This window comes from Microcoleus sp., from assembly GCF_041354475.1.
Taxonomy (GTDB): Bacteria; Cyanobacteriota; Cyanobacteriia; order Cyanobacteriales; family Microcoleaceae; genus Microcoleus.
The window spans coordinates 53,561-67,275 of the sequence record NZ_JBGJZU010000001.1 but is presented as its reverse complement, the minus strand read 5'-3'; the positions used below and the strand labels follow the sequence as shown (position 1 = coordinate 67,275).

Genomic DNA, 13,715 nt, shown 5'->3' with positions numbered 1-13,715 from the left:
CCCCCCTGACCCCCCTGGCCCATTGCCCTATTCACCTATTTGATGTTCGTGCCAAAACATTTCAGCAAAAGCAACAGTAGGGTGCATGGGCGCCTTTGGCTTAGCCCGCAGAGGCATTCCAGCTTCTATGGGAGTTCGATCGCCCTTACGAGAATTACAGCCTTCGCAAGCAGCCACCACGTTGTCCCAGGTATGCAAACCACCCTTGGAGCGAGGCATCACATGGTCAAGGGTCAAACGCTTGTTACTACCACAGTATTGGCAACAATGACCATCCCGGCGCAAGACTTCCCGGCGATTCACCGGGGGCACTTTCCAAAGACGTTCCCTGTCTGCCAAAGTTAAACGGATGTGTTCGGGTACATGAATCGCTGTGCTGGGCGATCGCACCAACCAGCCATTGCCAGTAGTAAAATCGAGAGGTTCAGCTTTGCCTGTGACTAAAAGTACGATCGCCCGTTTGATGTTGACACGGCTCATCGGCAGATAATTTTTAGAAAAAACCACTACAGATTGCCTTAATACATCAGTTGCTACAGTCATGGCTTGCTTCTCCTCATCAATTTTGGATGTTGGATTGGGATATGAGATTTATCGCCACCATTGGCGAAATCTCATTTCTGGCTAGTTCCCGAAGTCAGTCAATTTAAGATTTGAGACATCATATCAATTCCGGTTGTATCGGAATGATTTAACCGCGAAGGCGCTAAGGACGCGAAGGAAGAGAAGAGAGAGTTTAATACAGGACGATGAAAAGAGGATTTGATATCAGGGAATCTGTCACATTTCTCATCAAAAGCCCCCGCTTCTCTTAGTGGAAAGCGGGGGCTAGAAAAACTGCTAAAGGCAAATTTTCATCCTATCCTGGTACTGTCGTTTAGCAGTACCTCCCGCTTCGCACATTTCCCTGTGGCTGTGCCACTTCCAGACCGTCTCGGCCTAGGTCTTTATGATTAATTTCTGCAACTTGTCCTAATCCAATATAACTGCCTTTAAACAGGCTCTCGCCAGTCAACGACGTTTCTGTTACCACCACAAATCCAGTCCTGACGTGGCACCGTGAGGATTGGGGACGATCTTCGGGGCGATCGCACTTGGGTTGATAGTTGGAGTAGGGGGGGAGAAATTTCACAGAAGGCGGAAAGTCCTAAGAGAGGTTTAAATCTAGCTGTAAACATACTACACTGATATTACACATATGTCCACCCCGTCACGGAGAAAAAAATATGCATACCCTACCTAGAACTTCAACCACCGAAATGGAAGTTACCAGCATTCGACTGGAGAGGGATCTCAAAGAAAGACTCAAAGAACTCGCAGGAAATCAAGGCTATCAAGCGTTGATTCGAGATTTGCTCTGGAATTACGTGCAGCAGAAGTCTGGAGAGTATCGCCAGATGTTTTCGCGATCGGATATTCGAGCCAGCATTGATGCCACAGCACAGCAGGAGGAGCGCTGCGCCCTTACAGGAAAATTGATCCGACCCAATGAGCCGATGTTATTAGGACTGACCACCCACGGCGAGATGGTACCCTTAAGTATAGGTAGTTTGGCTGGATAGACCAGTCGATCGAGAAATTTCACAAATTTTGGTAGGGGCAATCCCACACCCGGTTGCCCCTACAAAGTCATGGGGAATGGGGAATTGGTTCAATAATATCGTTTCCGGTTGCATCGGAATGATTTAACCGCAGAGAACACAGAGAACACAGAGAGATCAGAGAGAAATTAATAATTCCGATGAAGAGAGGAATTGATATAAATAGTCAGTGTCAAGTGTAAGTCCTATTAAAAAAAGCAGATGCAAATTCAAATAATCCTGAAAACGCGCTATTTAAAGTCGATCGCGCTAATGACACTGATGAGTGGATGTGCAGCCACTCCATCCCCCGAACTTTCATCTCCCACTCCTGTCACCGCAACTTCCCCATCGCCGATTAAAGTCGATCGACCATTAATAGTCTCTGGCGAAAATCCGCCAACCACCACAAACAGCAAAATCCAACAGTACCTCAACAGCTTAACATCCCAAGGATTTGCCAAAGAAAACCAAGGAATTTGGATACAATCAGGCAACACATTACTAGCAAATCATCAAGGCACAACACCTCTGCCCGCCGCTTCAATTACCAAAGTAGCAACATCCCTCGCAGCCCTGGAAAAATTTGGACCAGAACATGAATTTATCACCTTAATTGGCACTACCGGAAACATCGAAAACGGCGTATTAAAAGGCGACTTAATTATCCAAGGAAGCCAAGATCCATTTTTTGTGTGGGAAGAGGCGATCGCCCTAGGAAATACCCTAAATCAAAAAGGCATCAAACGAGTAACTGGCAACCTCATCATAGCCGATAAATTTTACATGAACTTTGAATCAAACCCTCTGAAATCAGGAGAACTGCTCAAAGAAGGATTGAACAGCCAAATATGGTCTGCCGAACCAGCAGCCCAGCATCAAACACTGCCTCCCAACACCCCCAAACCGCAAGTAACAATTGAGGGCACAGTCAAAGTTTTGCCCGCAGCCCCTGACAGCGTAAAACCTTTAGTTAAACATTATTCTTTGCCCCTAGCTGAACTCATCAAAAAAATGAACCAGTACAGCAACAATTTGATGGCAGATATGTTAGCCGATAGTGTCGGTGGCGCAAAAATAGTCGCCCAACAAGCAGCAGCAGCAACAGGAGTTCCCCCCGCAGAAATTCAACTTGTCAACGGTTCCGGCTTAAGCGAAGACAACCGGATTTCGCCTCGCGCCGCCTGCGGTTTATTTTTAGCATTAGAACGCTATCTTCAACCTTATAATATGACAGTTGCCGATGTTTTAACCGTAGTCGGAAAAGACAAAGGGATACTGTCAGAAAGGCCCCTGCCAAAATTAGCAGTAATCAAATCAGGAACATTGGATAATGTCAGTGCTTTAGGGGGAGCATTACCAACCCAGAAACAACAAACTGTCTGGTTTGTAATTATGAATGGGGGCGCTAATGTCGAAGTATTGCGCACTCAACAAGAAGTATTGTTAAAAGGCTTTTTGAGTGAATGGGGAACAGTTCCAGCCTCACCGCCCGAATTAACAGCAAATCCTGCGAGAAATAGTAAAGTATCTCGTAGCGAAATTGTCAATTGACATCAAATTTGAGGAGTCAACAGCGAACACCATCATAACGCGAAGCAAGAACAACATCTTAATCTGTCTCTTCTCTCTCTTCCTTCGCGTTCTTAGCGCCTTCGCGGTTCGTTTAATCTAACTCCATTGTGCCTAGGATCGATCGCCCTATCGCGCGAAGAAAGAACAACATCTTAATCTGTCTCTTCTCTCTCTTCCTTCGCGTTCTTAGCGCCTTCGCGGTTCGTTTAATCTGACTCCATTTTGCCTCGGATCGATCGCCCTAGCCACCACAATCCCGATCGCACTTTCAACCCGGCCAATATATCGATGTAAGTCATAAGCCACCACCACCTGTCCCGCCGGCGAAGCATGAATCAAACCCAGATTCCCGTCCGCATTTCGATAAACCAAGCCAGTATGGGTGACATCCAATCCTTTCACATCGGTAGCTACCGCCACAATATCCCCAGGTTTTAAATCAGAATAAATATTTTTAATCTGATTTTTTGGTATGTAATTAACTGTAGATTTAGCCAAATCAGTTTCAATGTTAACAATGCACTGATAAGTAGCTTCGTCCTGCCGCATTTGGGGATAACTGCTGCGGTGCTGACTCATGAAATTGAGTTTTTTATCCAGGGGTACTCCTCCCAACTTGGCTGTGATATTTTCTACAGTTTCGCGTTTTTGATTGTCATTTATCCATTCCGAAAAATAGTGCAAGCGGCTGCAATAACCGTTGATTTTACCGTTTAAATAGCGCTGAGACTCAATCCTATTTACAAAATTTGGATAATCGTAATCTTGGGCGGCCACACCCCGTGCGATCGCCAGTACAGTTTCGACAAATAAGACGCAATCAAACTTGTCTAAAGTGATGACTAATTTTTCGGTCCCGGATTTATCTAACAAACCCTCAGCGTAGGGTTGACCGAGAAAATAATTGCCGATCGCCTGTACAATTTCTCCCATGGGGCGAGCCTGCAAATTTTGTTGTTTTGCATACTTTACAACCCGCTCAAAACGTGCTATTTGTTCAGGATCTGCAACGGTTTCTGTAGTAATATGATTGGCATCAGGTTGTCTGACCAACAAGTCAAGCAATTGAGTGTAGGAAATTTGGGGTAAATTTTTTAATTCCCAAAACCAACTACTGCTACTGAAAATAGTTGGCTGGTTTGTTACCTCCACATTTGGGCTTGCTTCTGTAAACTCTGGCGACAGATCCGCGTTGCGTCTGGCTGTTTGTAGATGGACAATAGGTTCAGCAGCAGCAGATTGGGGCACAAATACCACAAGCGCAGGTATCAAGGAATTACTAACGCCAACTATTGTTAATCCCAAAACAGCCAGCCCCCAAAAATTTCTCATATTTTTCAATGGATGTTGTTTCAACGGAGTGCTATCCTGAGATTTTTACAATTACCAGAAGTATAAATCAGCCCATAAAACATTGAAAACTGGCAAAAACTGAGTCGATCGACACATTTGTCATTTAGAGGCCGCCTCATTATACACTGATCCTGCGAGTTTGATACCACACCACTGTAATGCAAATAGACCGACGCCGCCGCCCCATCTCCCCCAGACGCCCAACCACCAAAGGACGCACCAGCCCAGGACGCCCAACTAATCAGCGTCCAGTCAAGTCCCGTCGCCGACGGAGGACTGCTTTTGCTCGGTTAAAATATCGCAATATTCTGTATTTAATTCTAGGGGCGATCGCGATCGGTTGGATCGTCACACTACCATTTAGATGTCGTCGTCCCATGGAACCGCCTATAATCTCGCCTCAAGAGATGATCGCCCCACCGACAATTTCCACACCAGAAAATGTAGTAGACTCCAATTCCGATAGTAGCTTCACCTATAATATCAAAACACCGCCCAATCCAGTTTATTCTCAGGAATTGCAAGTCATTGTTGATGAAGCAGTGCAGATTGCGGCATCCAAAGGATTACCGGTAGAACCACTATCAATTAGCTTGGTGGATGTCAGCAATTCCCAAGCCCACACCTTCGCCGGATATCAAAATCAAACCCTGAGATTTCCCGCTAGCGTGGCTAAATTATTTTGGATGGCTGCGTTTTACTCAGCCATGGAAAAAGGCAGGATCGCTGAAAAAGAATCGGCTTTTACTTCCGATTTAGAACAAATGATTCGTGTTTCCAACAACGACGCAGCTAGCCGGATTTTAGACAAGATTACCGATACAGAATCCGGGGATAAACTCACAGGAGAAAGCTGGGAAAATTGGCTCAAAAAAAGGAATCAAATTAATACATTTTTTCAATCATCTGGTTATGAAAATATTAGTTTAACCACCAAAAATTATCCAATATATTATTTAAATCAAGAACAGCCTACAGGTCGGGAATTGCAGTTGCAAGGGGAATCAGCCCAGCCCATTCGCAATCAAGTAACTACCGATCAAGGAGCCAGATTAATGTATGAAATTTATACCAGACAAGCTGTTTCCAGCATCGCCAGCCGCAAAATGGCTTACTTGCTGACGCGAGATTTAGACCCCAAGGCTTGGAAAAACGACCCTAGTAACTCGATACAGGGATTTCTTGGGGAATCTTTACCAACTAATATTTATTTTGGTTCTAAAGTGGGTTATACTTCCAAGTGTCGCAGCGAAGTGGCGTTTGTCAGGACTTTAGACGATCGAGCGATTTATATCTTAGTCGTTTTCGCTGACGATGCAGCCTATGCCAAGGATGAAACCATATTTCCGGCAATTTCGCGATCGATTTTCGATCGCCTCAATGCTCGTAATCCCCAAAAATAATATTCAGCAATAAAATCATTGTGGGGTAGGCATGGTGTCTGCCCTTGAAAAGTTATGTACTTTTCATTCTGCTTCTTTATTGTTTATTTATGATTTAACTGGGGCGAAAGGATTCGAACCTCTGAATGGCTGGACCAAAACCAGCTGCCTTACCACTTGGCGACGCCCCAATGTCTTAACCTTTATTATCTTACCATTGGGATGTGGTAATTTGTCAAGGGGTTTGACAAAAAAATTTGAAAATTTGTCTGGAAGACGATCGCCCGCTCTTGTTCAAGTCTTGCTCACAGAGGGGAGAGCGATCGGGATTTTAATCCTGAACTCCGCTCCCTGTCCTGTTTGTGAGATACACTCCAAGCTCCCGGAGTGTTTTTCTACCACAATTTGATAACTGATCGACAAGCCCAGTCCAGTTCCCTTACCCACAGGCTTTGTGGTAAAAAATGGGTCAAACAAGCGACCTTTGGCTTTTTCTGTCAATCCTGGGCCATTGTCCCGAATCCGAATCAGCACAAATTGACCGCTGGATTTGACCCAGGATGTTTCCTGGGAGTCTGTTCCCACTATCGCCGTCGAAATTTCGATCTTCTTGGGTGCGGGCTGATGTTCCAAGGCGTCGATGGCATTGCCGATTACGTTCATAAATACTTGGTTGAGTTGACTGGGGTAACACTCCACCTTTGGCAACTCGCCGTAATTTTTGACTACTTCAATCGCAGAAATCTGCCCGTTGGATTTCAAGCGACTGTTCAAAATCAGCAAGGTGCTATCTATGCCTTCGTGAATGTCCACGGGCTTCATCTCGCCTTCGTCGTGTCGCGAGAAGTTCCGCAAAGAAACGACTATTTTACGGATGCGTTCGACTCCCATCTCCATGGAAGACAAAATTTTCAGCAAGTCGGGGATGACGAAATCCACATCAATTTCTTCGCTCTTGTGGAGAATTTCGGCGCAGGGTTCGGGGTAGTGTTTTTGGTACAAGCGCAGCAAATCCAGCAGATCTTTCATGTACTGCTCGCAGTAAGTCAAGTTGCCGTAAATAAAGTTTACCGGATTGTTAATTTCGTGGGCGACACCGGCCACCATTTGACCGAGAGAGGACATTTTTTCGTTTTGGATGAGTTGAGCTTCTTTTTGCTGCAAATTCAGCAATGTTTGGCTTAGTTGGCGGGCTTGAGTTTGAGCGGCTAAGGCAGTGGCGCGACTTTGGGCATAAAGTTCGGCTTGGTCGATCGCGATCGCCAGTTGGTCTACCACCGCTTGCAGCAATTCTACTTCGCTCCAGGACCACTCCCGGCGGTTGCTGTAGTGATTGCAAACAATTGCTCCCATTTGACCGGCGCGAGTCTTGAGCGGTAGCAGCAGCTTGGACGCAATTCCCAAATCTGCCAAAAAAGCTTGGGTGGGCGGCTCAATGCAGGTGGTATTTGCCACATCGCCGATCCTGAGCGGTTGGCGGTGACGAATTTTTTCACCCAGGAGCGTGATTTGGGCGATCGGGTAATCTGCTAGTCTGTCCTTCAACTCTGGATTTGCCGCCTCGTGGGTCATCGCAAAGCTCTCCTGGTTCTGGGGTGAGACTGAGTACCATAAAAAGTAGCATTGGTCAATCTGTAATAAGTTACGAATTTGGTTGACGGCAGTATCTAAAATTTTGTCGAGGTCCAGGGAGTTTCGCATTTGGCTGGCGAGACCAAACAGCAAACCTTCGGGCCTACTCAACAATTCTTCGCGAGCTTTCACCCGATCGATCCCCACAGCAATCACGTTAGCCATGGAGGCGATCGCCTCTAGGGTTCCCTCCGTGGTTGCATGGCGGCAGCACAGGGCCATCACTCCCACCAGTCGCTTCTCCACAATCAGACCAAAGGCGATCGCAGATGGCATCGACAGCAGCCACAGGGGGGCTGTGGACAGTTTTCCTGGTTCTGTTCGCATCCACTCCTCTATTTCCAATTCCCAGGCTGGATTGCTCAGTCCTGAAGCAGCTTGCAATTCTAGTCGATCGGTCTGCCGGTTCAAGGTCCAGATGCTCGCCGCTGTGGCGTCTAGGTGTTTGACTATGGCGTCGATGCAGCCCTTGAGCATCGTCGGTATAGTCCCACCTTGTCCTAGGGTCGTACCCACTTGAGCTTGCAACGTGGACAGGCGCGATCGCTCTTGGCTTTCTCGGAGCGCTATTTCTACTGGCTGCTGGTCGATGATGGTAGTTTCCCACGGATAAATTGATGTCCCACCCTCACCAAACACTGAGAGATTTTTGGTGCCAAATATCTTTGTAGCTTCCTCTGGCTTCTGTACGCCAGAGAAGAATTCGTCCACAGACGATCGCTCTAATTCGGCTAATTCTCCTGAGTCTTCCTTGGTTGGTTCTAGCTTAGTGCCATGTTCCTGGGCTTGGGCTAGTTGGCAACGCAGTTCCACCAGGGTAGCAACTTGCCGACTCAAAGCTTCTATAGCATTGATTGCTTCTTTTGTCAAGTCTTTTGGTACGGCATCCATGACCGAGAGGATTCCCAGCATTTCTCCGTCCTTGGTGACGATCGGCATTCCGGCGTAAAATTTCACAAAAGGGTCAGAGGCGACTAGGTGATGACTGGCAAATCGCGGATCGGTGGCAGCGTCTGGGATGATGCTAACTTCGGAGTTAGATACGGAGAGTCGATCGAACTCTTCAGGGTTTTGACCCATCGCCAGGGCACAAAAATTGAGGTAGTGGTGGGTAAAAGCGCGATCGAGACCTACCTGAGACTTGAGCCAGTGGCCGTTAGAGTCATTCAAACTCACAACAGCCATAGAACTCTGAGTCATCTGAGCAGCTAAGCCCGCCAAATCATCGAAACAAGCCTCCGAAGCAGATCCCAGGATCTGATACAGGTCTATATTTTGGAGCTTTAACACTTTTTTCGTAAAAGGCAAGGGTGCTTTCATGTGTAACTGCCCGTTGAGTTGCTTTTGCTAAGAATTATCAATAGAGAACAGAATTAAAAGGCATAGATTGTGGTTTGCGCAGACTGTAGCCTAGTGGCATCTAGGATCATTGTGCCTGGTTTAGAGATATGTGGGAAATTGGGAGTTGGGGGACTGAGATCGTTACTTAGATTTAGTTTATTCATTCAGTATAAATTTTTTCTAACGTATTTATATCAGGCAGCTAGTTACCACACTGGTAGATTAAAATCCTGAGTGTGTGTCACAATACCAGTGTCCTACTCCTAGCCATGATGCCTGCTACTGAAGTACAGCTAGAAAATTCAGTGGAAAAAATTCCTAACGTGTTAAATTTCGTAACAATAGTGACTAAAACTCCTTGGAAGCGATATCATTCAGCCTCTGGTGCATCGGTCGAGATGAGGGCTGGCAGTGAAGGCGAGTCAGTCGCACAAGGTGGATGAATGCTCCCAAGCCACATTATTGGCGCATCCGACGCGCCAGTAGCGGTAACAGCTCACAAGTAATCGGGATAGCAAAGCATTTGCAGTTAGTCCCTCTGGGGAAAACTCAAAAATGAAACAGTGAAATTATGTTGCATACTTCTTGAAAGAAGTATAAATAGATTATAGATTGGGGAGAAGAATATGTCTGCAAGTAGCAGCTTACCAACTATTCTGGCTGTTGATGATAGCGCGGTAATGCAAGGATTGGTCAAACAGGCTTTAAGCAAAGAGTTTCGGGTGCTGGTGACTGACAATGCAGTGGATGCTTTGTCAACTATTTATCACGAACAAGTTGCAGTTTTGCTACTGGATGTTTCAATGCCCGGTATTGACGGATTGGAACTGTGCCGCACCGTGCGCAGTTTACCTCAGTTTCAGAACTTGCCCATCGTCATGTTGACAGGGCGAGATGGAGCTTTTGATAAGGTACAGGGGCGCTTGGCTGGAGCAACGGAGTATTTAACTAAGCCCTTTGATGCTGATATGTTACGCGAGGTAATTCATAAATTTATCAAGCAATAAGTTCTAAATTTTAAATTTAGCCAACAGGAAAGGAGCGATGGCGCTAATGGGCAGAATCTGTTGGACAGCACCTAGGGCGATCGCCTCCTTGGGCATCCCGAAGACAACAGAGGTAGCTTCGTCTTGGGCTATTGTCAAACCACCAACTTTGGCGATCGCCAACATTCCGTCAGCACCATCTCTGCCCATACCTGTCAGCAACACCGCCGCAGCAGCGCGACTATAAAAATTAGCTACAGACTTAAATGTCACCGTTACAGAAGGGCAGTGTCCACCGACAGGAGCAGCTTCTGAATAAATAAATCGCCCTTTAGAGTCCAATTCTAAATGAACTTTTTCCGGTGAAAAATAAATATTCCCCGCCAGCGGCAATTCCCCAAAAGCAGCTATCTTAACAGGTAGTTTCGATTCATGGCCCAGCCAATCAACTAATCCTTGCAAAAAACCTTCACTAATGTGCTGGATACAAATTATAGGCACGGGGAAATTAGCCGGAAGCTTAGAAATAATCCCGTGCAATGCCTGTGGGCCTCCTGTAGAAGCCCCTATAGCCAATAGTTTAATAGTGGGAGATTTGACATTTTCTGGGGAAAATTGGTAAGGAGAAACTGGTAATGGGTTAATTTTTTTGACATTTTTGTTGACATATTCGGTGGGTACGAACTTTTGATGCCGTGTAAATACTTTCACTCCTGAGAGGATTTTAATTTTAGCGATTAATTGATTAGTAAGGCGATCGTAATCTGACGCTAACCCGCCCATCGGTTTGGGAAAAACATCCAATGCACCTGCTTTTAACAGTTGAAATACATTATGAGTATCATCGGCTTGCACGGAAGCACTGATGACTAAAATTGGTAGAGGATATTTCTTCATTACTTCTTGGGTGAATTCTAACCCGTTCATCGGTGCCATATTTAAATCGGTACAGATGACTTGTGGCTGAAGTTTTGGGATTAATTCTAGTGCTTCTAATCCGTTGCAAGCAGTACCGACAACTTTGATTTCTGGGGAGGAGTCAAAAATTCGTTTGAGGATGATCGTCACTACTGGAGAATCTTCAACTAATAATACTTTAATAGGCGATAACATCAGTTTTTAGGGGAATGGGGAATTAATTGGGCCTAGGGCGTTGACTGTTAACTGTTAACTGTTAACTGTTGACTGTTAACTGTTGACTGTTAACTGTTAACTGTGAACTGTTAACTGTTGACTAATAATTAATGACTAATAATTAATAACTGTTGACTACTAACTAATAACTAATGACTAATGACTAATGACTAAACTAACCTTTTTAAAGTCTCTACCAACACATCTTGATTAAAAGTACCTTTAGGAATATAAGCATTTGCCCCGGCATCAGCACCTCTCTTTCTATCTTCATCCGAAGCCAAAGAAGTCACTAAAATTATCGGCAAATCACTGTATTTTTGTTGCTGACGAATCTTAACAGTCAGTCCCAAACCATCCAAATTTGGCATTTGCACATCAGAAATCACCGCATCAAAATTGCGAGTTTTTAATTTATTGAACGCATCCAATCCATCTACGGCTGTCACCACTTCATAACCTGCACTTTCCAGGATGCGTTTTTCTTGAGTGCGGGTGGCGATCGAGTCTTCTGCTAAAAGTATAACTTGTTTTCGGCTGGCAGTCTCCATGGGCGATCGCAAACCAGCAATAGTACGCGACAAAACTTGCTTGCGTACCGATTTTATCAAATCCTGGGGATTCAGTACCATACAAACTTCCCCGTTACCAAGAATTGTTGCACCGGAAACATTTCGCACCCTTTTTAGTAATTTACTTTGAGGTTTAATCACCACATCCTGTTCGTCTATTAAAGCATCTACAAATAATCCCAATCTTTCCTCTCCTATCTTTAAAATAATACAAGGAATTTTTCCCGAATTTGAACCCATAAATTCCTTGGGTGTATGGGGGTAAAGTTCGTTCCAATTTTCCTCTTTACCAGCCCGATTTTGCATCCAGGTTTGATTATTTAATTCCAGTAAATCTCTCAGGTGAGACACTGACAGAGGCTGACCTTTTAAAAGTACAGTTTCCCTACCTTCCATAGCAAAAATATCAGAAGAAGAAACTAATTGTGCTGTTTCTACAAACTCTAGTGGCAGACCATAAGCAATGTCTTCAACTACGACAATCAATACATTCGCTGTAGCTAAAGACGTACTTAGTTGCAATCTAAAAGTGCATCCTTGTCCCGGCAAAGAATCCACTTGAATAGTACCTTTCAAGGCTTCAACATTAGTACGCACTACATCTAAACCCACCCCACGTCCCGATACTTCAGTCACAAATGTTCTGGTCGAAAAACCAGGAGCAAAAATCAAAGATTGCACTTGACTTGTGGTCATAACTGCCAGTTGTTCTAAGGTACAAATATTACGTTTGATTGCCGTTTGTTTAATACGCTCAAGATTTAGTCCTCGACCATCATCAGCCACTTCAATAATCACGTTACTGGCTATAGAATAACCTTTTATACGGAGAGTTGCCACAGGAGGTTTGCCAACTTTTTTGCGTTCTGCAACAGTTTCAATTCCGTGGTCGATCGAATTCCGAATCATGTGCATCAAAGGGTCTTTCATTTCCTCTAAAATGCGTTTGTCTGCTGTAGTTTCGCCTCCTTCAATCACTAAGGCAACTTCTTTACCTTCCCGTTTCGCTAAGTCTCTTACAGTTCTAGAAAATAAATTAAAAATAGTAGACAAAGGCAGCAGTCTGAGAGTGCGAATTCCTGATTCTAGTTCCTCGGCAATTATTTCAAGTCTCGCCGTATCTTCATACACTAAATTTTTCAAGCGGTTGACTAAAATGCCAAGCCGTTCTAAACGTTCTTGGGTACGTTGACAGTAATTCTGCAATTGCATGAATTTATCATTTTCTTTCATCCTGTTTTCATCTATTTGTATCTGATGAAAAGTCAAGCTAGTGACAAAATATTCTCGACTCCACTCTTCCCACAAAGTCGTAATTTGTTCGATATCTGCCACTCGGTGTCCCAGTCGAGTTTTGGTGACAGTAAGTTCCCCAGCTTGAGTCATTAAATCATCTAAATTTTGGGTAGCAACGCGAATGGTTTCTATACGATAAGATGAGGTGGATAAGGCGGTGGCAGGGGATGGTGAATCCGAAGCATTTGACACCGAAGGGGTAGGCAAGTTTTGAGCTTGCAGCAGCAATTCTTGCTCGGATTGTAGAGGTAAAAAAGAATAATTATTTTCTAAATTAACGACTTCTGAAGTTTCAATACTTGTTTCTATTTCTGTGGTAGAATGCTCAGTAATTGGGGTTTCTACCAAGGGGTTTTCTGATTCTGGTGATTTTGAAGATGCTGCTTCTACTATGGGGCTAGTAACTTGTGGTTGTGGTTGACTAGAAGCACCCATCATGCTAGCGAGGATGTAAAATGTATTAACTCCCGAATCTTCGCCCGTTACAGCTTCGTCAACTAGCTTGCGGATGGCTTCTAAACCTTGGGAAAGTTTATCGCTAATATCTGAAGTTAGTTGAGTTTTTCCGCGCTTGACACCTCCCAAAATATGCTCCATTTGATGAGCTAAAGATGCCACACTTTTTACTCCTAGCATCCCCGCATCACCTTTGAGAGAATGGGTTTCTCTCAGTAATTCTTCTAATTTAGCGGCATCCCCTGGGTGTTCTTCCAAATACAGCAATCCGTCATCGAGTTTCTGTAAGTGTTCTTCACTGGCAATTTTAAATACATCTCGGAGTTCTTCATCTTCAATTATCATAGATATTTTTAAGAATGGGGAATGGGGAATGGGGAATGGGGAATTGAGAATTGGGAATTGACA

At 44.7% G+C, this 13,715-nt stretch carries 10 protein-coding genes and 1 tRNA gene; 4 read left to right on the top strand and 7 right to left on the bottom strand.

Annotated features, from left to right (window positions below; all coding sequences use genetic code 11):
• Positions 1–27: 27 nt before the first annotated feature.
• Both ACBR23_RS00205 and ACBR23_RS00200 read right to left on the bottom strand, forming a co-directional pair.
• The gene (locus tag ACBR23_RS00205) at positions 28–543 is read right to left on the bottom strand and encodes an HNH endonuclease (RefSeq protein ID WP_341735778.1); all 516 of its coding nucleotides are present in this window, start codon (positions 541–543) and stop codon (positions 28–30) included.
• 334 nt (positions 544–877) lie between these two features.
• Positions 878–1,132, bottom strand: coding sequence for a hypothetical protein (locus ACBR23_RS00200; protein ID WP_341735777.1), 255 nt, complete (start codon positions 1,130–1,132; stop codon positions 878–880).
• A gap of 94 nt (positions 1,133–1,226) precedes the next feature.
• On the opposite strand from ACBR23_RS00200, the gene ACBR23_RS00195 reads away from it, so the two are divergent.
• Positions 1,227–1,562 (top strand): hypothetical protein, encoded by a 336-nt coding sequence (locus tag ACBR23_RS00195; protein ID WP_341735776.1) that lies wholly within the window; start codon positions 1,227–1,229, stop codon positions 1,560–1,562.
• A gap of 240 nt (positions 1,563–1,802) precedes the next feature.
• Entirely contained in the window at positions 1,803–3,134 is a 1,332-nt protein-coding gene (locus ACBR23_RS00190; protein ID WP_371118313.1) for a D-alanyl-D-alanine carboxypeptidase, read from the top strand.
• 207 nt (positions 3,135–3,341) lie between these two features.
• Here ACBR23_RS00190 and ACBR23_RS00185 read toward each other — a convergent pair whose 3' ends face one another.
• Positions 3,342–4,487 carry an N-acetylmuramoyl-L-alanine amidase-like domain-containing protein gene (locus ACBR23_RS00185; protein WP_371118312.1) on the bottom strand — a complete coding sequence of 382 codons (1,146 nt, stop codon included), beginning with the start codon at positions 4,485–4,487 and terminating at the stop codon, positions 3,342–3,344.
• 179 nt (positions 4,488–4,666) lie between these two features.
• Here ACBR23_RS00185 and ACBR23_RS00180 point away from each other — a divergent pair, with 179 nt between their 5' ends.
• The gene (locus ACBR23_RS00180) at positions 4,667–5,911 is read left to right on the top strand and encodes a serine hydrolase (protein WP_371118311.1); all 1,245 of its coding nucleotides are present in this window, start codon (positions 4,667–4,669) and stop codon (positions 5,909–5,911) included.
• Positions 5,912–6,009: 98 nt separating this feature from the next.
• Here ACBR23_RS00180 and ACBR23_RS00175 read toward each other — a convergent pair.
• Together ACBR23_RS00175 and ACBR23_RS00170 are read right to left on the bottom strand one after the other, a co-directional pair.
• A tRNA-Gln gene (locus ACBR23_RS00175) sits at positions 6,010–6,081 on the bottom strand.
• A gap of 103 nt (positions 6,082–6,184) precedes the next feature.
• Complete coding sequence (locus ACBR23_RS00170) at positions 6,185–8,842, bottom strand: GAF domain-containing protein (protein ID WP_371118310.1); 2,658 nt, start codon at positions 8,840–8,842, stop codon at positions 6,185–6,187.
• Positions 8,843–9,489: 647 nt separating this feature from the next.
• Here ACBR23_RS00170 and ACBR23_RS00165 point away from each other — a divergent pair.
• Entirely contained in the window at positions 9,490–9,870 is a 381-nt protein-coding gene (locus ACBR23_RS00165; protein WP_341735771.1) for a response regulator, read from the top strand.
• Positions 9,871–9,873: 3 nt separating this feature from the next.
• Here the strand turns inward: ACBR23_RS00165 and cheB are convergent, their stop codons facing one another.
• Positions 9,874–10,962, bottom strand: a complete 1,089-nt coding sequence (gene cheB, locus ACBR23_RS00160; protein ID WP_371118309.1) for a chemotaxis-specific protein-glutamate methyltransferase CheB — start codon at positions 10,960–10,962, stop codon at positions 9,874–9,876.
• Positions 10,963–11,153: 191 nt separating this feature from the next.
• On the bottom strand, positions 11,154–13,652 hold the full coding sequence (locus ACBR23_RS00155; protein ID WP_371118308.1) for a response regulator: 2,499 nt from the start codon (positions 13,650–13,652) through the stop codon (positions 11,154–11,156).
• Positions 13,653–13,715 lie beyond the last annotated feature (63 nt).

What these genes read in the sequence shown, in the direction of transcription:
- cheB (WP_371118309.1), bottom strand. Translation starts at nt 10,962, where the DNA reads ATGTTATCGCCTATTAAAGTATTATTAGTTGAAGATTCTCCAGTAGTG.
- ACBR23_RS00170 (WP_371118310.1), bottom strand. Translation starts at nt 8,842, where the DNA reads ATGAAAGCACCCTTGCCTTTTACGAAAAAAGTGTTAAAGCTCCAAAAT.
- ACBR23_RS00190 (WP_371118313.1), top strand. Translation starts at nt 1,803, where the DNA reads ATGCAAATTCAAATAATCCTGAAAACGCGCTATTTAAAGTCGATCGCG.
- ACBR23_RS00165 (WP_341735771.1), top strand. Translation starts at nt 9,490, where the DNA reads ATGTCTGCAAGTAGCAGCTTACCAACTATTCTGGCTGTTGATGATAGC.
- ACBR23_RS00195 (WP_341735776.1), top strand. Translation starts at nt 1,227, where the DNA reads ATGCATACCCTACCTAGAACTTCAACCACCGAAATGGAAGTTACCAGC.
- ACBR23_RS00155 (WP_371118308.1), bottom strand. Translation starts at nt 13,652, where the DNA reads ATGATAATTGAAGATGAAGAACTCCGAGATGTATTTAAAATTGCCAGT.
- ACBR23_RS00185 (WP_371118312.1), bottom strand. Translation starts at nt 4,487, where the DNA reads ATGAGAAATTTTTGGGGGCTGGCTGTTTTGGGATTAACAATAGTTGGC.
- ACBR23_RS00205 (WP_341735778.1), bottom strand. Translation starts at nt 543, where the DNA reads ATGACTGTAGCAACTGATGTATTAAGGCAATCTGTAGTGGTTTTTTCT.
- ACBR23_RS00180 (WP_371118311.1), top strand. Translation starts at nt 4,667, where the DNA reads ATGCAAATAGACCGACGCCGCCGCCCCATCTCCCCCAGACGCCCAACC.